This window comes from Moritella sp. PE36 (assembly GCF_000170855.1).
GTDB lineage: Bacteria > Pseudomonadota > Gammaproteobacteria > Enterobacterales > Moritellaceae > Moritella.
Genome location: NZ_ABCQ01000008.1, coordinates 70,686 through 93,101 on the forward strand (window position 1 = coordinate 70,686; position 22,416 = coordinate 93,101).

The 22,416-nt window shown below is 41.5% G+C and carries 17 protein-coding genes and 1 pseudogene; 6 read left to right on the forward strand and 12 right to left on the reverse strand.

The features are described from left to right. Positions 1–392: 392 nt before the first annotated feature. Both tnaA and PE36_RS07235 read right to left on the reverse strand, forming a co-directional pair. The gene (gene tnaA / locus PE36_RS07230) at positions 393–1,859 is read right to left on the reverse strand and encodes a tryptophanase (RefSeq protein WP_006031323.1); all 1,467 of its coding nucleotides are present in this window, start codon (positions 1,857–1,859) and stop codon (positions 393–395) included. 320 nt (positions 1,860–2,179) lie between these two features. Then, positions 2,180–3,832: an FAD-dependent oxidoreductase gene (locus PE36_RS07235; RefSeq protein ID WP_006031324.1), complete on the reverse strand. Its 1,653-nt coding sequence runs from the start codon at positions 3,830–3,832 to the stop codon at positions 2,180–2,182. Positions 3,833–4,009: 177 nt separating this feature from the next. On the opposite strand from PE36_RS07235, the gene PE36_RS07240 reads away from it, so the two are divergent. The 3 genes from PE36_RS07240 to PE36_RS07250 are packed head-to-tail and all read left to right on the forward strand — an operon-like array spanning position 4,010 to position 5,214. Next, on the forward strand, positions 4,010–4,303 hold the full coding sequence (locus PE36_RS07240) for a helix-turn-helix transcriptional regulator (protein ID WP_006031325.1): 294 nt from the start codon (positions 4,010–4,012) through the stop codon (positions 4,301–4,303). An 18-nt stretch (positions 4,304–4,321) separates the two neighbouring features. Then, positions 4,322–4,744: a YeeE/YedE family protein gene (locus PE36_RS07245; RefSeq protein ID WP_006031326.1), complete on the forward strand. Its 423-nt coding sequence runs from the start codon at positions 4,322–4,324 to the stop codon at positions 4,742–4,744. After that, on the forward strand, positions 4,744–5,214 hold the full coding sequence (locus PE36_RS07250; protein WP_006031327.1) for a DUF6691 family protein: 471 nt from the start codon (positions 4,744–4,746) through the stop codon (positions 5,212–5,214). The genes PE36_RS07245 and PE36_RS07250 overlap by 1 nt, the downstream gene beginning before the upstream one ends. 131 nt (positions 5,215–5,345) lie before the next feature. On the opposite strand, the gene PE36_RS07255 is transcribed toward PE36_RS07250, so the two are convergent. From PE36_RS07255 to PE36_RS07265, 3 genes and pseudogenes are all read right to left on the reverse strand, one after another. Continuing rightward, positions 5,346–6,698 carry an 8-oxoguanine deaminase gene (locus PE36_RS07255; RefSeq protein WP_006031328.1) on the reverse strand — a complete coding sequence of 451 codons (1,353 nt, stop codon included), beginning with the start codon at positions 6,696–6,698 and terminating at the stop codon, positions 5,346–5,348. Positions 6,699–6,963: 265 nt separating this feature from the next. Further along, positions 6,964–8,360, reverse strand: a pseudogene (locus PE36_RS07260) (uracil-xanthine permease family protein). 572 nt (positions 8,361–8,932) lie between these two features. Next, on the reverse strand, positions 8,933–9,838 hold the full coding sequence (locus tag PE36_RS07265) for a DMT family transporter (protein ID WP_006031331.1): 906 nt from the start codon (positions 9,836–9,838) through the stop codon (positions 8,933–8,935). A 130-nt stretch (positions 9,839–9,968) separates the two neighbouring features. Between PE36_RS07265 and PE36_RS07270 the strand changes: the two genes are divergently transcribed. Continuing rightward, entirely contained in the window at positions 9,969–10,451 is a 483-nt protein-coding gene (locus PE36_RS07270) for a MarR family winged helix-turn-helix transcriptional regulator (RefSeq protein ID WP_006031332.1), read from the forward strand. A gap of 57 nt (positions 10,452–10,508) precedes the next feature. Here PE36_RS07270 and PE36_RS07275 read toward each other — a convergent pair whose 3' ends face one another. Further along, complete coding sequence (locus PE36_RS07275; protein ID WP_043994181.1) at positions 10,509–10,952, reverse strand: Lrp/AsnC family transcriptional regulator; 444 nt, start codon at positions 10,950–10,952, stop codon at positions 10,509–10,511. Between the two features lie 110 nt (positions 10,953–11,062). Between PE36_RS07275 and PE36_RS07280 the strand changes: the two genes are divergently transcribed. Further along, a complete protein-coding gene (locus PE36_RS07280; RefSeq protein ID WP_006031334.1) occupies positions 11,063–11,650 on the forward strand; it encodes a LysE family translocator in 588 nt (195 codons plus the stop codon). A gap of 455 nt (positions 11,651–12,105) precedes the next feature. Next, positions 12,106–14,373, forward strand: coding sequence for a TonB-dependent siderophore receptor (locus tag PE36_RS07285; protein WP_006031335.1), 2,268 nt, complete (start codon positions 12,106–12,108; stop codon positions 14,371–14,373). 78 nt (positions 14,374–14,451) lie between these two features. On the opposite strand, the gene PE36_RS07290 is transcribed toward PE36_RS07285, so the two are convergent. Genes PE36_RS07290 through PE36_RS07315 form a run of 6 tightly spaced genes read right to left on the reverse strand, consistent with a single transcriptional unit; the run spans position 14,452 to position 22,150 of the window. Next, positions 14,452–15,051: a nitroreductase gene (locus PE36_RS07290; RefSeq protein ID WP_006031336.1), complete on the reverse strand. Its 600-nt coding sequence runs from the start codon at positions 15,049–15,051 to the stop codon at positions 14,452–14,454. Continuing rightward, positions 15,026–16,594 (reverse strand): ABC transporter ATP-binding protein, encoded by a 1,569-nt coding sequence (locus PE36_RS07295; protein WP_006031337.1) that lies wholly within the window; start codon positions 16,592–16,594, stop codon positions 15,026–15,028. The genes PE36_RS07290 and PE36_RS07295 overlap by 26 nt, the downstream gene beginning before the upstream one ends. Beyond that, the gene (locus PE36_RS07300; RefSeq protein WP_232286544.1) at positions 16,581–17,636 is read right to left on the reverse strand and encodes an ABC transporter permease; all 1,056 of its coding nucleotides are present in this window, start codon (positions 17,634–17,636) and stop codon (positions 16,581–16,583) included. The genes PE36_RS07295 and PE36_RS07300 overlap by 14 nt, the downstream gene beginning before the upstream one ends. Then, positions 17,633–18,724 (reverse strand): ABC transporter permease subunit, encoded by a 1,092-nt coding sequence (locus PE36_RS07305; protein WP_198138588.1) that lies wholly within the window; start codon positions 18,722–18,724, stop codon positions 17,633–17,635. The genes PE36_RS07300 and PE36_RS07305 overlap by 4 nt, the downstream gene beginning before the upstream one ends. Beyond that, positions 18,687–20,498: an extracellular solute-binding protein gene (locus PE36_RS07310; RefSeq protein ID WP_006031340.1), complete on the reverse strand. Its 1,812-nt coding sequence runs from the start codon at positions 20,496–20,498 to the stop codon at positions 18,687–18,689. Before PE36_RS07310 ends, PE36_RS07305 begins: the two co-directional genes overlap by 38 nt. Next, positions 20,498–22,150, reverse strand: coding sequence for a cyclic peptide export ABC transporter (locus PE36_RS07315; protein ID WP_006031341.1), 1,653 nt, complete (start codon positions 22,148–22,150; stop codon positions 20,498–20,500). The genes PE36_RS07310 and PE36_RS07315 overlap by 1 nt, the downstream gene beginning before the upstream one ends. Between the last annotated feature and the right edge of the window lie 266 nt (positions 22,151–22,416).

Below are 22,416 nucleotides of genomic sequence, written 5' to 3' on the forward strand. Positions count from 1 at the left end.
GAGATAATTTACATCCATAAAAATTAGCAGCTTTAGTGTCTAACAAAATTAGAATATGCTTTAAAGTAACCTCATACTCTTCGTTTCGCCCTTCATTCTCTATTTATCACTTCCTAATAATGAGAATGTTCTGAATAATCCATCAATGACACAATGCAGCGTATCGGCCATGTTCCGAGAAACATTAATAAAAACAATAAAATAATTAATCATTGATAACTGCCCACGTGTGTACCTAACAGCCTGGTTTCAAACCAAGCATGATCGCGTAGCTATGCGGTGGTATAAAAGAAGAGATAAAAATATAAGCGGAATAATAAACAAAAAAAGCCACCGCATCACTGTAAATAAGCAAGGGGTGGCGCTCTTGATTAAGGTTAAGTTAGTGCTAATTAAGCTTCTTCTAGCTTTCTAGAGTCTACTTTTTTTGGCTTTTTTACGATATCAACTTCTTTAAGTAACGCTGTAAAGTGACGCAGTACCGGGGGCTCGTAAGTAAAGTCCAGACCTTTGACATTTGCTGCGTTTTCTTTGACTTTTTGGAATGCTTCAATCACAAAGTCCATATGGGTTTGCGTATACGTGGCACGTGGAATAGTAAGACGAAGCAGCTCTGCAGGACAAGCATGCTGTTCGCCAGTCACTGGATCACGTCCTTGCAGCAGAGAACCAATCTCAACAGCACGGATGCCGGCGACTTTATATAATTCGCAAGCTAAGGCATGTGCAGGGAATTGACCCGCGGGGATATGAGGCAGCAATTTACCCGCATCAACAAATGCAGCGTGACCACCCGCTTGTTGGCATACGATGCCTAGCCCCTCGAGTCCGTCTACCAGATATTGCACCTGACCAATACGATAGGCTAACCATTCCTGACGCATACCATCATAAAGACCCACAGCAAGACGCTCCATCGCACCGCCTTCTAGGCCACCATAAGTAGGGAAACCTTCTTGCACCACACACAAAGTACGGCATTCTCTATAGGCATCCAGCATAGAGTCGTCTTTGAAGCAAAGTAGTCCGCCCATTTGCACCATGGCATCTTTCTTCGCCGACATTGCCAGCACATCGGCATACTTGTAAGATTCGTGCGTGATAGCGGCAATAGTCCAGTTTTGATAGCCGATTTCACGTTGTTGAATAAAATAAGCGTTCTCTGCATAACGCGCAGAATCCATGACCACTGGAATGGCATATTTCTGCGCTATCTCATACACGGCTTTTAAGTTGGCGATAGAAACAGGCTGACCACCCGCAGAGTTACAAGTAATGGTACTGACAATATAAGGAACATTTACTGCGCCCGCTTCTAGGATCGCTTCTTCTAACTTAATCAGGTCAAAGTTACCTTTGAAATCGGCACTAACCGCGGTATTAAACGCATCTTCTGTGTATACGTTTTTCGCGACACAGCAGTTTACTTGTGTGTGCCCTTGCGTTGTATCAAAGAAGTAGTTCGACAGTGCGACCATTTTCTTACGGTCTAGCCCGTTCTCCATTTCACGTTTATTGATAAGCACAGGGATGTAAATTTGTTCGGCACCACGACCTTGGTGAGTCGGAATGGTATGTTCATAACCAAAAATATCTTTCACTGCATTCGCCAGTGCGTAATAACTGCGGCTGCCGCTGTATGCTTCATCACCACGAAACATCGCCGCTTGCATATCTTGTGTAATTGCACCGGTCCCACTGTCAGTCAGTAGGTCAATAAATACGTCTTCACTGTCGAGCAGAAATGGATTCATACCCGCTTTTAAAATGGCTTCTTCGCGATATTCACGAGTAGTACGTTTCACAGGTTCAATCACACGAATACGGAATGGTTCTGGTAGATGTTTAAAGTTTTCCATAAGAATACCTTCGTTGGTAATTACTATTTAAATAATACGAAGCGAATTTAAGGCGAGGTTAAAAATCGCCTATACCTATAGAAATTATTCTGAAGACAGACGGCAGGCGAGCTGATGATCAATGTTATACCAGGCTAACAGTGCTAGCGCTGGCGTATGATCTATGGTGAGGTGTATGTTGAGGTGTATGCTCATTTATATACTTCTCTTTAATAAAAAGTAACATGTCAGATATTTATACCCAAGCTACTTGGGTATAAATAAGTGTATTTTACATAATTGAATAAGTACATGTTTACACCTCAAAAATGTGATTAAAACTAAGCTTTAGCTGCCAGATAAGTGCGATACCCACCAATAAGATTACGTGCTTTAAAGCCATTATTCACTAATTGACGATAAGCCACGTTGCCACGTAACCCTACCTGACAATAGATAATGATCTCTTTGTCTTTTGGCAATTCATGCATGCGTTGACGCAGTTCATCAACCGGAATATTGATCGCCTCACCAATGTAACCTAACTTCTCTAGCTCACCAGGATTACGTACATCAAGCAGGACTTGATTATCGGTTAAGTGGTCAATCTCATCAAAATGGATCGCGGTTGCATCCCCTATCATCAGATTATGTGCAACGAAGGCAGCCTGGTTGATCACATCCTTGGCACTACCAAAAGGTGGCGCATAAGTCAGTTCTAAATGTTGAAGTTGCTCGACAGTCATGCCCGCACGTTGGGCAACAGCCATGATATCAATACGTTTATCAATACCGTCTTTACCTGCTGCTTGCGCCCCTAAGATCTTGCCCGTTATTGGATCAAATAACATTTTGAATGACACCACCTCAGCACCGGGATAATAACTCGCGTGACTTGCAGTGTGCACATAGACTTTTTCGAAAGCGATGCCATCACGCTTTAATTGCTTCTCATTTTGTCCCGTAGACGCAATCGCTAAATCAAAAATCTTACAGATCGCGGTGCCTTGCGTACCTTGGTAGCTTTCGTTACGACCAAACATATTATCAGCCGCCATACGACCTTGACGATTTGCAGGTCCTGCAAGGGGTATGATGGTTGGTTCGCCAGTGACAAAGTCTTGCTCTTCAATCGCGTCACCAACGGCATAAATAGCGGGATCGCTGGTCTGCATTTGTGGGTTAGTTTTAATACCACCTAACTGACCAATCGCTAAGCCTGCCTCTTTAGCCAGTTTTATTTCGGGACGCACACCAATAGCCATAATTAAAATGCCAGTATCGAGCTGTTCACCATTATTCAACGTCAGGGTTAAATTGCGATTTGACTCGTTATACTGCACAGCTTCAAGGCCGACGCCGAGACGCAGATCAATGCCTTGCTCACGGATCACTTGATGTGCAAAACCTGCCATCTCTTTATCCATTGAGGTCATCACTTGATCAGCAAACTCCACTAAGGTGGTTTTAATACCGAGTTGATGAAATGCTTCCATCATTTCTAACCCAATAAAACCGCCACCAACCACAGTGGCATGCGCTGGCTTATTCTGCTCAAGAGTGTGGATTATTTTATCCATATCAGGAATATTACGTAGCGAATGCGTTAACGGATTATCAATACCCGGAATAGACGGAACAATCGGTGCAGAACCCGGACTTAATAACAGAAAATCGTAACTTTCTGTGTACTGAGTATCGTCCAATAGAGAGTGAACAGTCACTGTTTTAGTCGCGCGATCAATACTCACGACTTCATTCATGATGCGAACATCAACATTAAAGCGGGCAAGAAAACTTTCTGGCGTTTGCAGCAACAGTTTGCTTCTATCTTGGATATCACCACCGATGTGATAAGGCAAACCACAGTTAGCAAAAGAAACAAACGGACCGCGCTCAAACATAATGATTTGTGCATCTTCACTTAAACGACGAGCGCGTGCCGCTGCCGACGCACCACCAGCAACACCACCAATAATTACAATCTTTGTCATCGCTATTCACTCCACATTTGAGGTTAATTAATTTTAATTTGTGAGGCCACTATAAAACACTATATTAGAAAAGTCTAATATAGATAAATCTAATTTAGTCAAACCTAAATAAGCATTGACTAATTTAAGTTCAGACGTACACTAAGTAAATCAAATTGAATAGCAAGGGACGTAATCATGGACATGATCGACATGAAAGAGCGTGCAACCGAAGTTGCCGACGTATTAAAAACCATGACACACCCAGAACGATTAATGGTGTTGTGCCAACTTGTAGACGGTGAAGTGAGTGCAAGCCAGTTACAAGAAAACTCGACATTAAGTCAATCTGCATTTTCACAACATTTAGCGGTGCTAAGAAAAAACAACATTGTGAAGGTACGTAAAGAATCTCAATCTGTTTTTTATTCTTTGGCTGATGAACGTATCGAAGCGTTAATTGCGAGTTTTTATAAAATATTTTGTGAATAATTTTGAGTAGAGGTCAGGATGGAATTTACAATCCCTTGGGCGTCATTATTCGGCGGTATGTTACTTGGTTTATCGGCAATAGTATTGATGTTATTTAGCGGTAAAGTAGCGGGTATCAGTGGCGTCGTGGGCGGTTTATTAACGCCTAAAAAAAATGAAACCAGTTGGCGTGGTGCTTTTTTAGTGGGCATTATATTAAGTATATTAGTCGTTGCGCCTTTCGGGTTTTCACTGCCTGATGTGAGCGATAATAATATTTTCGTCGTGATACTTGCAGGTTTATTGGTTGGCTTTGGTACGCGTTTAGGCAATGGCTGTACCAGCGGTCATGGCATCGTGGGCATGGGCCGTTTTTCTAAACGTTCTATTTATGCAACCTGTGCTTTTATGGCATCAGCAATGTTGATGGTACTTATCCGTCGTCTACTTGGGGTATTGTAATGATTAAAGCTAACCTGTTTCAATCTAAAATAGTTTGTATTGTAGTAGCAGGCATATCCGGCGTGTTGTTTGGCAGTGGCATGACGATATCTGGCATGGTAGACCCGCATAATGTCATCGCATTTTTAGATATCTTTGGTGATTGGGACCCAAGTCTTGCCTTTGTTATGGGTGGTGCTTTATTGGTATTTTCACCGTTTTATCATCTCGTGATTAAGAAACGAAAAACAGCCATCAATGGTAAGGCTTTTTCTTACCCGAGCAATAACAAGGTGGATGGTACATTACTATCAGGTGCTGTTATTTTCGGTGCGGGTTGGGGATTAGCGGGCATGTGCCCAGGTCCTGCAATAACCAATATCGCCAGTGGTAGTGGCACTGTTTTAGCCTTTGTGATTAGCATGACGATCGGCATGGTAGCCGCGAATAAATATATCGCAGGTCGATGTGCTTTACCACTCACCGATTAGCTAAATATAGGCAGAGAAGAGCAGCTCAAATATAGCAAAATAATACAGACAAATTGGCTTAACGTTAGCACCTCATCACTCTCTTATTAAACAACAAATGAAAGGGCTAACGTGAGTAGATTGTTATCGCATTATGCGTTGGCTAGCTGCGTTGCCAGCATTATTTGTTTTGCCATCAACTGATTCAGATCCAACCCCACGATTTCGCCATCAAGCACCCGCCATTTACCTGCAACCATGACTTTATCGGCTTTGGTTGCGCCGCAAAGTAATAACGCAGCAACAGGTGTGCCGGCACCAGCAAAACGGATCTCATCGAGTTTAAACAAGGCAACATCAGCCTGTTTACCCACGGCGATCTCGCCAATGTCGTCACGTCCTAAGCAACCTGCCGAGCCTTTAGTTGCCCACTCGAAGGCTTTTTGGTGGGTAATATCACTGGCACCATAACGTAATCGTTGTAATAACAACGCCTGACGTACTTCGCCGATCATGTTAGAACCATCATTAGACGCCGAGCCATCAACGCCTAGGCCGACAGGGCTACCCGCCGCTTGTAATGCTAATGTGGGACATTGCCCTGATGCCAATATCATATTAGACGATGGACAATGGCAAATACCCACGCCAGCATCCCCTAATCGGCTAATTTCTTCGTCATTAAAATGGATACCATGTGCTAACCAGGTTCGGTCATTTAGCCAGCCCACCCGTTCGAGATAATCGACCGGTCTAACCCCAAACATTTTAATACAAAAGTCAGTTTCGTCGTGGGTTTCAGCTAAATGCGTATGCAATCTAACATTGTTTTCGCGGGCTAATTCTCCCGTTGCTGTCATCAACTCTTCACTCACCGAAAATGGTGAACAAGGTGCCAATGCAATACGGGTCATCGCGCCATCTTCGTATTGATGATATTCCTTAATCAAGCGCAGGCTATCATCTAAAATCTCAGTATCAGTTTGGATAGTGGTGCGCGGTGGTAAGCCACCTTGGTCTTCCCCTAAGCTCATTGAACCACGTGTTAAATGCACACGCATACCCAGTAATTTGGCTTGCTCAATTTGGATATCAATCGCGTGTTCTAATCCATCGGGAAATAAATAATGGTGATCACTGGCGGTCGTACAACCAGACAATAATAATTCACTCAGGGCAATTTTTGTCGAAGTGGCTATCATTTCAGGCGTTAACTTCGCCCATACCGGATACAAACTTTGTAACCAAGGGAATAATTCTTTATTTAAGGCCGCAGGAAAAGCGCGTGTTAAGGTTTGGTAAAAATGATGGTGACTGTTGATTAAACCGGGGATCAGTACATGTTGACTGGCATCAACAATTTCATCGACCGGATTAACAGGCTCTGCACCTGCACGGACTAATTCAACAATGATGTCGTCTTGAATAACGATACCGCCAGCGTAGGCAGGATCTAAACAGTCGAGTGGATTCTTGATCCACAGACGCAATGATTTAACTTGCATATAAACTCCTAATTGTCAGGATTTAAAAAATAATAAAGGCTAAAAAGCCTTAATTCATCAAACCCGGATGTAGGAGCCAAAAGTGCACAAACCGGAAAGGTACACAATCAGTTAATTTATACCCAAGTTACGTCAAGATGCTATATCAGAGACGAACAGGGTATAAGATCACGGCTAGTTACCCTAGCCTCCAATCAATCAGGTCACGTGCTAAACGCTACCTGATAATGCATAATAACAACAAAAAATAGTGATAAAGTCAATGTTAACTAGCAGCAGTTTCTTGCTCTGCAGACTTAGATCCAGTCTCTGAGGTCACATCATCTTCTACTGCTTTTGTTTTACGCGGCAGGATCAAGCTCATCAAAATTGCAGACAATCCGGCAACCGTCACTGAAGAACTAAAGATGCTCTAAGCAATGGCGAGAATGAGTTAGTCACTTCTGGAACAGCCACAACACCCAGTCCAAGACCAAAAGATACCGCCATGATTAATAGATCTCGGCGATCGAGATCGGCAGTGGCTAAAATACGGATCCCTGCAGATGCGACAGTACCAAACATAACGAGTGTTGCCCCACCTAATACCGGTTTAGGCAATGTTTGCAACACGGCACCAATAACCGGAAACAGACCAAGCAAAACAAACAGTCCGCCAATATAAAAGGCGATATAGCGACTTGCGACGCCCGTTAATTGAATAACACCGTTATTTTGACTAAAGGTCGACATTGGAAAACTACCAAAAATAGACGCTAAGCAAGAATTGACACCATCACCTAATACACCACCTCTGATACGTTCGATATACACAGGACCACGAGTTGGCTCATTAGATACCATAGAGTTCGCCGTTAAGTCACCGGTTGTTTCTATCGCGGTAACAATAGAAATAATAGCCACAGGAATAAACGCAGCCAGCTCAAAATCGAAGCCATATTTGAAAGGGGTTGGAATCGAAATAACCGCAACATCAGCAATCTCATTATTCACCATGCCCATGAAATAAGCGGTAATATAACCAACAACCATACCGATCATAATACCGGAAAGACGCAGTACTTGATTACTTGAGCGGTTAATTAAGATAATAGTAGCCAAGGTTACGCCGCCAACAATCAGATATTTTGCATCACCCATATTTTCATTGCCAAAGCCACCAGCAATATCTGTCATGCCAACTTTAATCAGTGATAAACCAATGGTAGTAATAACAATACCTGTTACAACAGGCGTAATGATATGTTGTAATTTATGAATAAAACGGCTTAATACGATTTCAACAAACGAGGCGACAAAGCAAACACCAAAAATCATCGCTAGAATATCTTCTGGACTACCACCACGGTTTTTAACCAGAAAACCGGCAGCGAGTACCGCACTTAAAAATGCAAAACTGGTCCCTTGTACGCACAGCAAGCCCGAACCAATAGGCCCAAGACGCTTCGCTTGTAAAAAAGTACCTACCCCAGACACAAATAAGGCCATTGAAATAAGATAAGGTAGTTCACTACCCAGCCCTAATACACCACCAATAATTAACGCTGGTGTCGTAATGCCCACAAAGCTGGCTAAAATATGCTGAAACGCAGCAAATAACGCCTTTAGTGGTTCGGGACGATCGTGTAATCCATATAACAAATCATTTTTATTATTTTTCATGTTAATACCTACCTCAATTTAATGTGACAATAGCCTTTAAATCAAAAACTTAATTAAAAGTCATCCTATCCATGTGTAAATCTGTTACCGCAATAACGTTATATTAAGTACCATAACGGCTAAATACTGTACACAAGATCGCAACCAAGTTGCAACAATGCTGAAACACAGCGAACATAAGAATGACGAAAAAAAGGTAGGGTTAACATTTGTAAAAATGAACAAAAACAAATAAAAACAATTAAATCAACATGATAAGCGCAACACTTCGTCACCTCTCATTTTAGATAAAAAGTAAAATAAATGTTAATTAAAATGATAATCGCGTGATTATCTTCAATAAATACAGATATGGAACAATTGACGATTAGTTTTCAATACAATCCAAGATTAGTATCAGTACAATTAATTGAGTACTGGTAAATCAAAGAAACAAATTCAGGCAAGAAATCTGACATAGTAGTCAAATTAAACGCTAGGTCCGTTCATCTTTAGGTGTTTGTAGATGATAGGCAACATTCAGGTTTTGAGAATTCGCTCTTAGGCTTCTAGATACGATAGCAAGCTTCATATTAACTCCGTTTTACAGTTTGAAATTGTGCTAAGTGATGAGTTTGTGTGGATGCCCGAGGCGCAGCCAGCACGATTGAAAACAAAATGGCTGAAGCGCCTATAAGTTGAGGCCAAGTCAGCGTTTGATCTAGGATGAGATAACCAAGGAAACAGGCCGAAACACTGCTTAAAAAGCCGATAAAAGAGACCGACACGGGTGGTAGCTTTTCGATACCACGAAACCAGAGAAAGTAACCTAAAATACTACCAATAAGGCTCAAATACCCATAACCAAAGTAGTTGGTTACCGTCAGTTGGGTTGGAACACCTTCTACCCAAAGTGAAACAGGTAACAGAATTATACCGCCAAATAACAACTGCCAACCGGTGAATCCAAGTATTGTCATCCCCGTTGGACGTCCCCATTTTTTTGTCAATACGACACCTAAGCCCATGCTTAGAGTACCAAGAATAGCAATCAACACACCTTCGATATTTAGTTCCGCGGAGCTATTAAGCACCAGCAGGCTCACTCCAAATATACCGAATCCACAGGCGAGCATTTGCTGTGAAGAAAAACGGGTTCCCAGTAAGTACCAACTTAAGATCATGATAATCACTGGCTGACTAGACATGACCATCGACGCCATGCCACCCGGTAGGTAGGTTGCCGCAAAAAACAAGCAATAGAAAAATAAACCTATGTTCAAAAAACCGAGCGTTGCCAAACGCAACCACCACATCCCGGCTGGCTTACTATGGCTAATTAACACCAGTAATATCCCAGCGGGAAGCGCACGGATGGTTGAAGCAATAAGCGGACTTTCTGGTGGCAGCGCTTCGGTTGTCACTATATAGGTACTACCCCAAACGATGGGCGCAATTGCGGTTAACGCTATGGTCTTAATTTGCTGAATCCTGTTCATAACTACCCTCACTAATTAATCATAAATCTTCCATAAAAGTATCTTTTACAAAAGATACTTTCCATAAAGTAATAGATATATATTCTTAAATCAAGTATCTTTTTGAAAAGATATTTATTTGAGAGATAAAATGCCGTCAGACAAAGTCGATAAGATCCTTGAGCAATGGTTGGCTGTTAGACCCGACCTGGATTGCTCTGCAATGGGGGTAATCGGGCGATTACGTCAAACCAGTGATACATGGAAGAAAAAGTTAGATCCTGTTTTTAAAGAACATGGATTAAGCGGAATTGAATTTGATATTTTAGCCACCATACGTCGCTGCGATACTCCTGTAACCCCTACTGAGTTGTATCACACTCTAATGCTGTCCTCAGGCGCGGTCAGTATGCGTATTGAACACTTGGTGAAAAGTGGTTTTATCCAACGTATTGCCAGTGAACAAGACCGACGTAGTTGTAAAGTAACTCTGACTAAAAAGGGAGTAGAGTTAGTAGACACAGCATTGAATGCACATGTTGCCAACATGGATAACATGCTCAGCGTACTTAGCAACCAAGAACAAGCGCAGCTAGCAAACTTGTTAAGGAAGATACAGTTAGCAGACCAATAACAGATTAGCCTTCTGCATAATAAGCCGTTATGACGATTCCAAAAAGCAATTTAAATGTTAGGTCCGCTCATCTTTAGGTGTTTCCATCACCACCAGTGTGGTGATGGAGTTTACTTGTGGGATCTCGCCTAGCACATCAGAATGAAAGCATTTATAAGCGGTCAGATCTGCAGTCTCGACGCGAAGCAGATATTCGTTTGCACCAGTGACATTGTGGCACTCGGTCACCTGCTCTACATCCATGATCTGTTCTTCAAAACCACGTTGTGATTTTTTACTATGGCTCGACAGACCAATCGTGACATAAGCAATAAAACCAATACCCAGTTTTTTTGAATTTAACACAGCGCGATAGCCCTGAATAACGTCACTGCGTTCTAGTTCTTGCACGCGCCGTAATGTGGCTGAAGCAGATAATCCGATCCGTTCTGCAAGTTCTACATTAGACAATCTGCCGTTCAATTTAAGCTCGCGCAATATTCTTTCGTCAAACCTGTCCATAACGACCATTCCTTGTGTATTTTCATCAATTAGAGCAAATATAGACACAAAATTTACCGCATACTTGCTTAAAATACAACTACACATAAGAACTAAAAAATGGATTAAAAATGGAATATCAACAACTTATAGCTTTAATTACCTTCGCTTTTGTTTCAACCGTATCACCAGGGCCAAACAACATTATGCTAATGACCTCTGGCGCCAATGTTGGCTTTATGCGCACTATTCCCCACATGCTCGGCATTACTTTTGGCTTTAGTTTGATGGTTGCCTTGGTCGGTTTTGGCTTGATTGGACTGTTTACAGCCTACCCAGTTGTGCAGCAAGGTTTACGCATCGCCAGTATGCTTTATCTGCTTTATTTAGCGGTTAAGATCGCCAAAAGCAAGCCCATGACAAACCAAGCATCGGACTACAAACCGATGTCTTTCCTGTCAGCCGCCAGCTTTCAGTGGGTCAACCCGAAGGCTTGGACGATGGCACTAACCGCAATCAGTGTTTATGCCACCTCAGCTGAGCCACAAGATATTCTGCTGGTATCGCTGATCTTTGGCCTTGTGAATGTACCTTCCGTTAGCCTGTGGACGACAGCCGGAAAGCAATTGCAGGGTATCTTACAGGCACCAACCAAGATTAAGATATTTAACTACAGCATGGCGAGCTTGCTGGTGTTTTCAATTGTGCCAATGCTTTGACTTTATAGGAATAATCAAACTTCAGAAGATTTTACGCCATCATAAACATCAATTATTGACCCTCTGTTTTTTTACATAGGTTTTAGGTGTTAATCCTATCTGATTGTTAAGATGGCGAATGAGGTGCGGTTGATAGCTAAAACAAAATTGAAGGGTTACCCCAGCCCAATCAATATCACAGACGTTATCTTGATAAGGTATTGCCGCATATAACCGTCATCGTTGATGCTGCAATATCGCTTTCCAATACCAGACATAATACCGAATGGCGTAAAAATAGAATAAAAACACCATTTTTAGTTGCCCGTCCCTTCTCAGAATAATTTTACTAACAACCTAATATAAAAATAATCACATATAGCACTGGTAATGGTAATAATTATCAGTATCATTCGCACCTACAATAGCTCTTTATAATAATATACTAATAAATAAGCATAAATATAGGATGTACCATGCTCAAATCAAAATTAGCTAACGCGGTCAGTAAGGCCGTTAAGCCAAAGTACTTAATAATGACTCTTCTCGTAACTTCAGCTCCAGCTTTTTCATCTGATGAAAATGTAAATAAAGAAGGTTTACAAGATCAGGAAATTACGAGAGTAGTCGGAATTAAACAGACTTTAACCAGCAATATTGCCCAATCAACCATGCGTTCAGAAGCTGACTTATCTAGTGTTCCGCGCTCAGTACAAGTAATCAACTCGGAGGTGATGGAACAACAAGATGCTTCAGACCTGAGTGATGTGGTGCAAAATGTCAGTAACGTAACAGAGCACAATAACTTTGGTGGCACACGCGATTTATTCAAAATCCGTGGTTTTGAAGCCAATGTTTATGAAGATGGCACTCGAGTTTACGGCGTCGCTCAAGACAAAGCCGTTATTGAAGATCTCGAATCTGTCGAAGTAGTAAAAGGCCCTGAATCTGTTTTGTATGGGAATATGAGCCCTGGTGGCCTGATTAATCTGATCAGTAAACGTCCAACTCCAATTGCACAAAATCAAGTAAAAGTGACAATGGATGAACACGGTAAACAACGACTCAGTGTTGACTTCAGCGGGCCTGCGAATGACGATGGTACAGTGCTATACCGTCTGGTGGGTGTGTTTGACGATTCTGAAAGCTGGCGTGATGCTTCTGACAGTAAACAAGTATTCATTGCACCAAGCCTTAGCTGGCTAGTCACAGACGATACGACACTCACATTCTCTTATAAATACAATAAAGAAGAACTTCCTTTCGACCGAGGTACATTGGCTGTCTCCGATGGTAATAATGGCTGGGAATTTTTAGATATTGATGAGAAACGCCTGGGCACTGATTTCTCTCGTCAGGAACGAGAAGTCCACAAGTTTGGTTTTGACATTGATCATGACATTAACGACTACTGGTCTATGCGCTTTAAAGCACGTAATTATGAGAGAAAAGCATCGGCCGAACGTGTACATTTTTATGCATCTTCCGCAGCCTCTAGGAAAAATGGCTTTATCTATGGTCAAGACGGTGCAAAAGCCTTTGATGGTACGATCAACCGCTATCTCTATGGTAGTGAATTATCCAGTAATACCCAGTTATACTCTTGGGAAAATAATATTGAATTCAACACAGGATCTCTCGAACACCGTACAATATTAGGCGCAGATTATACTCATTATAAAGAAAAAGAGGATCAACTAGCGTCTGCAAGTTGGAGTCAAAATGAATATGCAATGTACTCAAAAGGTGTTCTACATACTCCAAATACGAGTAAAGGAAGCTTTGATTATTACACTGGAGATCCTGCTCTAGAACCTCATCCAGATGATCTGTATAACACAAGGCAAGTCAGACAAGAACTCACTGAATACAGTATTTTCGCTCAAGATTTAATCGAGCTAAATGACTGGAATTTCGTTCTTGGCGCTCGTTATGACATCTTTAAAGCTAAGAAGGAAACTATTTGGGATCCAACTGCAGCTGCTGCCGCGAATCTCAGTAATGAATCATCAGAAAGTCCAACAGAAGCAAATATTAGCTTCCAAGCCGGCGCCTTGTACAAACTCAATAGCCAAGTGTCTTTCTTTGGTAATGTCACCGATTCTTACCTTCCGAATCAAAAATTCGACAGCGTTAAAAAAGAGTGGGTTGAAGCCCAAAACGGTAGACAGTTTGAAGTTGGTAGTAAATTATCACTATTAGGACACAAACTAAACTTGACTACTTCTGTTTTCCGCACTGATCTTAAAAATGTTGCTTATGATGGTGATATAGCAGGTAGCGTCGACGTTTATAAACAGAAAGTCCAAGGTTTAGAGATAGATGGTGATTACGCGATCACAGATGATCTCACCGCGCTATTCTCATATGGTTATACTGATGTTGAGTTCGTTGACGCTCCAGATAGCGTAAGTAAGCCAGTGAACGTGCCAAAAAACAACGCCAGTCTTTGGTTAACATATCAGGCAAGTCATGAATGGGGCGTTGGCAGTGGCATCCGTTATATTGATGATCGCGCAGGTAACCGCCGTAAAGATTATGACTATACCCTAGATGCTTATACTCTGGTTGACGCCGCTATTTGGTATGCACCTGACTTTGCAGATAATGACCTGAAACTTCAGCTAAATGTGAAAAACTTATTTGATAAGGATTATTACACAGCAGGCTCAGATTCAACGCAAAACGCCGTATATTTAGGTTCACCAAGAACCGTTTCACTTAGTGCTGCATATAATTTCTAATATTGTATCAGTATGAATGATTAAGATAGAGGGACTCAATGAGTCCCTCTTTTAGTTTAATTCGATTGATTGTTAATATTATTTTCCAAAAAGTGGGGTCGGTGTTTGTCCTAATCCCTGCCATTCAAAACAATATCGGTCTGGCGACTGACGTTTAATCTTCTTCACAAAATGGGGGGTTGGCGTTCCTACTGCAATGGCGCCCACGACCTGATCGTCAGGTTTCATACCAAACATAGGCTTAACATCGTTATTAGCTAAAAAGGTATACCAGAGACCACCATAACCCATTAAGTGCAGACCATTCATGATGTTCTGAGCCGCGGCCCCGACGCACAAGCGTTGATCCCACAGCGATACTTTGTGCTCAGGGTCAAGATCCGTTACCACCATAATCATCATAGGTACCGCAGCGACCTCTCTTGCAGAACGATAGGCTTTATCTTTTACTTCGCCATCAGGGGATTGGCGCTTGTATAACTCTAGCGTCAAGTCACCTAATTTTTGCATATTCTCACCACGAGCAACAATAAATCGCCAAGGCTTCACATTACCGTGATCAGGCGTTGTCATCACTAAATCAAACAGATTCCGCAGTTCTTCTTCAGATGGCGCGGGATGACCTAACTTAGATAAGCTATATGAACGGCGATCAAGCAACGATTCCAACGGGTTCATTATTAAGTTCCTTTTCTTGTTTATCATATGTATTTTCAGCTGACAGCCAATGATTAACAGACTGACATTGCAGCTGTTTCCCTTGCTCTAATATCAAAACTTGATGGCATAGTGCTTGAAGCAGGGTTAAATCATGGGTAATCAATATTAGGCTGATTTGGCGGTTTTCCTGAATCGACTTCAGTAGCTTTATCATTCTAAATCTATTTTCTTGATCTAAAGCTGTCGTCGGTTCGTCTAAAATTAACAGCTTGGGAGAAAGAATTAATGCTCTCGCAATCATGATGCGCTGACGCTGTCCGCCTGATAATTGGTGCGGATAACGAGTTAATAAATCGGTGGATAAACCCACATCAGCCATGATCGTATCGAGTCGAGATGAGAGGTTTTCTGTTTGTAATTGAGCCAAACACCCTTCTGTTAGTGTTTGTGAAATCGTTAATCTGGGATTTAGACTCGAGGCGGTATCTTGAAATACGAATTGGATTTTATGCCGATGGAGTCGTAACATTCGGCGTTTTTCATTAAGCCAATCATGCTCATTAAAATAAATAGAGCCTGTCGCAGGCATAAGCCGCAACAACGCTTTCGCTAACGTAGACTTTCCTGAGCCACTCTGACCAATAATGCCAATACTTTCGCCTTCATTCAACGAAAACTGAATGTTATCCAATAACCGCTGTGGTGCACGCCACCAACCTGTGGATTTAACATCAACAGTCAAGTTATTTACATTCAGCAAGTTTCGATTACTCGGAGAAACAGGGGGATCAAAATGCATAGGTCTCAGCAAGGCTTGCGTATATTCATGCTGTGGTGCAGTAAATAGAAGTAACGTTTGGTTATGCTCGATGACCTTACCCTGTTGTAATACCATCACGTGATCTGCAAATTGCCTAACCATATGCAGATCATGTGAGATAAGCACAATAGCCATCCCCGTTCGAGCTTGGATCTGCTTTAACAACTGTAAAATCTGCTGACGAACATCCGGATCAAGTGCCGTCGACGGTTCATCAGCAACAAGTAGCGCAGGGTTATTCACAATCGCTAATGCAATAAGCAGTCTTTGCCTCTGTCCGCCAGACAATTGATGTGGATAACGCAACTTTAAATCAGCAGATAAACCGACTTGTTCGAGCAACTCATCAATACGTTGATTTAATAGCGCCGTATTACCCGCTCTAAATGACTTATCCGATTTATGATGTAATAGAATAGCTCGCTTAAGCAGCCACTCGACACGCTTAACCGGATTGAGTGCCGACAAGGGTTCTTGCGACACCATTCCAATCTGCTTTCCTCGCACCTTCTGCCACTGCAGCTCAGAAAAAGTGCGGCTGTTATGCCCGTTGATATTAACAGATCCACTAGCCACCCCCGTTTTAGGTTCAATACCAAGTAATAGCTTGGATAATAGGGTTTTTCCTGCGCCACTTTCACCAACGACAGCTAAAGTTTGGCCCCTATCAACTTGAAAACTAATGTTATCTAGCAGCTTAACTTGTCCAATAGAATAACTAAGTTCCTCAACTTTCAGCATGATCTGTATCCTTATAAGGGCTCAACCATTCTTGTATTGCTTCACTCATCAACACCACTAATGTCACAATGACTAAAATAGCACCACAACCTGTTAATCCTAACCAGGGTGCCTGTAGATTATTTTTACCTTGCGAAATAAGTTCCCCCAAAGAAGGGTAACCGGCAGGTAAGCCGAACCCCAGAAAATCCAACGTGATCAGCGACCCCAAGGCCCCAGAAAATACAAACGGCAAACTACTTAATGTCGCAATAAGTGCATTGGGCATAATGTGTCGCCAAATTATTCGCCAATCTGGGACACCAACAATGAGCGCAGACTGGATATATTCGAGCTGGCGTGTTCTTAATACCTCCGCTCGAACTAACTGCGCTAAATAGTGCCAACCAAACAAGGCTAAGATCATACTCAAGGTGAAGAAACTCGGCTGGATAAGACTCGATACGATCATCACCACAAACATCACCGGGACCGAGCCCCAAATTTCACTAACACGTTGACCAAGCAGATCGACTATCCCGCCAAAATATCCTTGCAGCGTGCCCGCAGCTAACGCCAACAACGCAATATTGACAGTGATAAAAAAGGCGAAACCAAGACTAATACGTATACCATAAAGAAGCCGAGCAAAAACATCCCGTCCCTGATCATCCAAGCCTAACCAGTTTTCAGCTGTTGGGGGTGATGGGTAGCTAAGCTCATAATTAATGGTACTGTAGCTGTAATGTACAAGTGGCCATAATGCCCAGCCTTGCTTTGCGATCTGTTCACTTAAAAAAGGATCGGTATAGTCCGCTTCTGAATCAAAATCGCCACCAAACTGGGTTTCTGGATAACTATTGATAATAGGAACAAACAACGCCCCCTTATAACTAATAAGTAGCGGTTTATCATTTGCGATTAATTCTGCAAACAGGCTAACAAGGAACAACATTAAAAAAACAACCGCGGCAGATTTACCTCGCCTCAATGTACCGAATCGACGACTGTCTTTCTTTGAAGTATCGGTAAAATTTACATCATCCTGGCTAACATCCATCATCCGTTCACCTCAGAGAAATCAACACGTGGATCAACCCAACGATATATCAGATCACCAGCCAAATTCAGCACGAGACCCAGTAACGAATAACAATATAAGATCCCCAATACCACGGGATAATCACGTTCCAATAATGCCTCAAAACCTAATAGTGCCACGCCATCTAATGAAAATACGATTTCAACGAGCAAGGTGCCACCAATGAAAATAGACAGTAAATCTGACGGTAAACGAGCGACGATAACTAACATACTATTGGGTAACACATGATTAAAAATAGCCCCGGTTCGACTTTCTCCCATGCAAATAGCCGTATCTAAATAAGGCTGAGCCATTTGGTCAATAATAGAGTTACGTGTTAATACCGTTAACGAAGCTAAGCCACTAGCAACGCAGGCGGTGACAGGCAAACATAAATGCCAAAAATAATCCAACAGTTGTCCCATAACGGGTAAATCAGCATGATTTGAGGAGACTAATCCCCGCAGCGGAAACCAACTAAATACCCCACCAGCAAATAAAATCAATAGCATAATAGCGATAATAAAAGTCGGTACTGCATAAGCGATAAACAAGAGTAAGCTTGATGTCGAATCAAATAAGCCACCTTGCTTATTCGCTTTCATCACCCCGAGTGGTATTGCGATTAAATAGGTTAGGAACAAAGTCCAAAACCCCAAGGACAAAGAGACTGGAAGCTTAGAAAAAATTAATTCAGCAACGGGAAGTTTACTAAAATAACTGTTCCCTAATTCGAATGATACATAACGGCGGAGTGTTTCGGTATAACGTTGCCATATAGGTTTATCAAAACCATATTCTCGTGCAATCTTTTCTCGTAGTTGCTCATCAATAAGCTCACCGTTAGTGACTTGCTCTGTCTCATCGAAAAGCGCATTCGCCGAACTATCAAGGCCTTGTTGCTTGGCTAAGGCGGCCTCAACAGGCCCGCCAGGCAATAACTGAAGCAAGAAGAAATTGAGTGAAATAATGACAAACAGCGTCGGAAATACTAATAGCAGACGACGAATAAAATAGAAATTTAGCATATTACTTGGTACGTTCATCCCACCAGAATTCAATCTCATAACCATATTTTGGTGCGAGTACCGGTTTTTCAATGTAGTTCTGATGAGCAACTAACTGGAAGTTACGTGCCCACAATGGCAAATAGTAATAATTCCATTTTAATACCCGGTCTAGTGCGCGTCCATACGTTTGCGTATCCACATAACTATCTGATTGAACAAGTCCTTCTACTAGGCTATCAACAACCGGATCTTTAATACCGCTGATGTTATAACTTGAAGCAACACTCGCAAATTCAGATTTAAGTGATGAACGCAATTCTGTATTCGGTGGAATACGCACCTTATATTGCGTTGGGGTCATATCAAACTGACGTTGCATTAATAACTTATAATATTCAGTACCTGTTTTAACCGTTATGTTTGAGCGAATACCTAATTTTTTCAGCGTTTGAATATAAGCGCCGATTGCAGGCTTCATGGCTGGCGATGATAATAGGAAGTTAATGGCCATTACCTCCCCCGTCACACTGTGGGTCAATTCATTATTTTTAACTTTCCAACCAGCCTCTTTTAATAAAGCCTGTGCTGTTAATAGATTCTTACGGTTACGACCCGAGCCATCTGTGCTCGGTAATGTAAATTCACTTGATAATACCTGAGCTGGTAATTGCGCAGAGAATGGCGTTAGTACTGCTTTTTCCTGCGCTGTTGGTAATCCATCTGCAGCCAAGAAACTATTATTAAATAAGCTTGTTGCTCGAGTATATTGATTATTAAATGCTTTTTTATTTAACCATTCAAAATCAAATGCTGTGACTAAAGCTTCTCGCGTTCTGCGATCACCGAATTTAGCTTGTCTTAGATTAAAGACCATCGCCGTAACAAAAGAAGGGGCATCGTAATTAATCTTATCTTTAACAACTGTTCCCGAGCTAAATACGTCACCTTGATATAACTTGTTCCAGCGTAATAAATTCGTTTCAGCAATATAATTTACATCATTGGTTTTAAGCGCTTGCACTGCTGCGGTACGATCACGGAAATACTCAACCTTAATACTCTCAAAATTATATTTACCTTTATTCACGGGTAAATCTCGTCCCCAATAATCATCTCTTAATTGATAAACAATCCGACGACCAGGATCGACCGAGATGACTTTATAAGGACCAGAACCAATCGGTAAATCAAGCGATGGCTGAGTAAAGTCTTTTTGTTGCCAGATATGCTTTGGCAATACCGGTAAATTGCCCGAATTTAAGATTTGTAAGCGACTACCATCACGACCAAAATTAATTTTCACCGTTAAAGGATCAATAACGTCAACCGACTTAACCATCTTAAAACGTGATTTAATATTACTTAAACCACTTTGACGATACAGCTCTAATGAGTACGCCACATCTTCAGCGGTAACAGGATAACCATCACTAAACTTTGCTTCTTTTCTTAAATAATAAATAACCGAAGAATAATCATCAGCAATCGTCATCTTTTCAGCTAACCAACCATAACGCGTTTTAATTTCGTCTTTATCGTGACCACGGACAGTTAACCGATCGTAAAGCCAGAATAAGCCCCTTGGTTTTTTACCTAAATCGATAAATTGGTGCAAAGAATCAAAACTGCCCATTTCCGCCATGACCAACTCGCCTTGTTTAGGCGCATTTGGATTCGCGTAATCAAAGTGGTTAAAGTCCTCGGTATACTTTGGTTCACCATACAAGCTGATACCATGACTGGTATGCTCGGCTAACACAGGGTGACTAAATGTTGCGATTGAAACTAACGCCCCCCCTAATAATCCTCGAATAAATTGCGGTACATCCATTAGCTAGCTTGCTCCATAGTTAGTTTATTCACATCATTTTTAACGAGGGATAGTTGCCCTGCATCAATACGGTATAATTTATCTGCAAGGTGGAAATAATGATCGTCATGCGTAATAGCTATCACCGTTTTACCGCGCGCCTTAAGCTCTGGCAGTAATTCGGTATAAAAAATGCGTCGGAAAGTAGGATCCTGATCGGCGGCCCATTCATCAAGTACAATAATGCTGCGATCTTCAAGGTACGCTAATAATAATGCCAAACGCTTGCGTTGCCCTTGAGATAACTCAGTTGTACTAAGACGACCATCAGCAACGTCCACTTTATTATTTAAACCAAGTTTCGTTAAGTAGTGTTCAACCAGTTCTGGATCTGGCTTAACCCCATTTTCATTAATTATATTTTTAAATAAATAAAAATCGGCAAACACCACTGAAAAATGATTACGATACCAATCCATATTATGTTCATTAATAACAGTGTCAGAAAACAGTATTGTTCCGCGGTGCGCATTGTACAAACCAGTTAGCAAGCGTGCACAAGTTGACTTACCACAACCATTGCCACCAACCCAAAAAACTAACTCACCTTGATTAATGGTTAAATTAATAGGCCCAACAGAAAAGCCAGATTCACCATCTTCACTCGGGTAGTCATATTCAATTTGATTTAGTTGAAGTGTTTTCCAGGAAGTATGAAGTGCAGGAAGTAAAGCCTGTTCATTTTTATCTTCTGCTAATTCTAGCGATGATACTTTGGCATAAGCGATAGAACCAATGATCAGAGCAGGCAATGAACCCACAAGTCCCGCTAAAGGAGAACGTAAAAACAAGATTGCCAATGCATATCCAGTCACTTGTTCAGATGTGCCAATCTGCAATTGGGTATGCATAAGTAAAACGACCGCGATCAAGAGCAATACAGATGTGTTTATCCAACTACCGTTAAGGACTGTAAGCCGGTCAGCTTTGGTATCTAAGATTCGAGTTTGCTCTGCAGCAATTTGTAGTTGGGAATGATAAAAAGACGTACGGCGTTCTTGACTTAATTTCAGCTCGTTACGACCTCGCAGCATGGCATCATAACTGTCAAACAACACGTCATCATTTTCTCGCACTCGTTTTTTATAATCACGAGAAGCAGTCATCAACCGGCGGCCAAAAATAATAGACACGGTACTCATCACAATCGTCGCAATAAAAAATGTTGCAGACAACCAAAACAAATAACCGTAAGTAAATAGCACAATCGAAGCACCAAAAACAACAAAAGGTAGACTATTAAATGCTTGACTGATAGCCGCTATGTCTTTAGTTAAAGTCGCCAGAATAGTTGGTTGTCCTAACTGATCAATACGTTCAACAGAGGTATTCATTAATCTGCGGCTGATACTCAACCTCAGCTCGTACACAACTCGGTGTCCTAATGCGGTGATCAGCGACTGCGAAACATAACTCAATCCAAATAACGCCAGGATCAAAGCAAAAAATAATACAATCGGAAAGCTGCTATCTGAACTGAGCTGACTGATCGCTTTATTGATAAATGCAATGACCGAGACACCTGCGACAGCACTTAACGCACTTAGGCACATTGCAAAAAAAAACTTTGCAGAATCATCTTTTAGAAGAGATAAAATCAATTTAATTTTCATTATTGAATAACACAACTTACCCCTGCCACAGATATCGGTAATTCTATGGAAGTTCAATACTTTATAAGAATATAAAATATATTAACATTAATCATTCTCATTTGCATATTCATTTGCATTTAAAAAACAAACTTATTTAGCTTAATTAATAGTAAGGAAAGTAGTCGCTCAACTTCGGTTGGCCCACGCTGTAACTGACATTCGATAATCTATATCGTTTCCTGTTGAAATCCACCAAACAGCTTCACTAGCGAATGCCTGCGATT

What these genes read in the sequence shown, in the direction of transcription:
- PE36_RS07250 (WP_006031327.1), top strand. Translation starts at nt 4,744, where the DNA reads ATGATTAAAGCTAACCTGTTTCAATCTAAAATAGTTTGTATTGTAGTA.
- PE36_RS07255 (WP_006031328.1), bottom strand. Translation starts at nt 6,698, where the DNA reads ATGCAAGTTAAATCATTGCGTCTGTGGATCAAGAATCCACTCGACTGT.
- tnaA (WP_006031323.1), bottom strand. Translation starts at nt 1,859, where the DNA reads ATGGAAAACTTTAAACATCTACCAGAACCATTCCGTATTCGTGTGATT.
- PE36_RS07290 (WP_006031336.1), bottom strand. Translation starts at nt 15,051, where the DNA reads ATGAACCCGTTGGAATCGTTGCTTGATCGCCGTTCATATAGCTTATCT.
- PE36_RS07315 (WP_006031341.1), bottom strand. Translation starts at nt 22,150, where the DNA reads ATGAAAATTAAATTGATTTTATCTCTTCTAAAAGATGATTCTGCAAAG.
- PE36_RS07235 (WP_006031324.1), bottom strand. Translation starts at nt 3,832, where the DNA reads ATGACAAAGATTGTAATTATTGGTGGTGTTGCTGGTGGTGCGTCGGCA.
- PE36_RS07305 (WP_198138588.1), bottom strand. Translation starts at nt 18,724, where the DNA reads ATGAGATTGAATTCTGGTGGGATGAACGTACCAAGTAATATGCTAAAT.
- PE36_RS07275 (WP_043994181.1), bottom strand. Translation starts at nt 10,952, where the DNA reads ATGGACAGGTTTGACGAAAGAATATTGCGCGAGCTTAAATTGAACGGC.
- PE36_RS07270 (WP_006031332.1), top strand. Translation starts at nt 9,969, where the DNA reads ATGCCGTCAGACAAAGTCGATAAGATCCTTGAGCAATGGTTGGCTGTT.
- PE36_RS07295 (WP_006031337.1), bottom strand. Translation starts at nt 16,594, where the DNA reads ATGCTGAAAGTTGAGGAACTTAGTTATTCTATTGGACAAGTTAAGCTG.
- PE36_RS07300 (WP_232286544.1), bottom strand. Translation starts at nt 17,636, where the DNA reads ATGATGGATGTTAGCCAGGATGATGTAAATTTTACCGATACTTCAAAG.
- PE36_RS07280 (WP_006031334.1), top strand. Translation starts at nt 11,063, where the DNA reads ATGGAATATCAACAACTTATAGCTTTAATTACCTTCGCTTTTGTTTCA.
- PE36_RS07285 (WP_006031335.1), top strand. Translation starts at nt 12,106, where the DNA reads ATGCTCAAATCAAAATTAGCTAACGCGGTCAGTAAGGCCGTTAAGCCA.
- PE36_RS07240 (WP_006031325.1), top strand. Translation starts at nt 4,010, where the DNA reads ATGGACATGATCGACATGAAAGAGCGTGCAACCGAAGTTGCCGACGTA.
- PE36_RS07310 (WP_006031340.1), bottom strand. Translation starts at nt 20,498, where the DNA reads ATGGATGTACCGCAATTTATTCGAGGATTATTAGGGGGGGCGTTAGTT.
- PE36_RS07245 (WP_006031326.1), top strand. Translation starts at nt 4,322, where the DNA reads ATGGAATTTACAATCCCTTGGGCGTCATTATTCGGCGGTATGTTACTT.
- PE36_RS07265 (WP_006031331.1), bottom strand. Translation starts at nt 9,838, where the DNA reads ATGAACAGGATTCAGCAAATTAAGACCATAGCGTTAACCGCAATTGCG.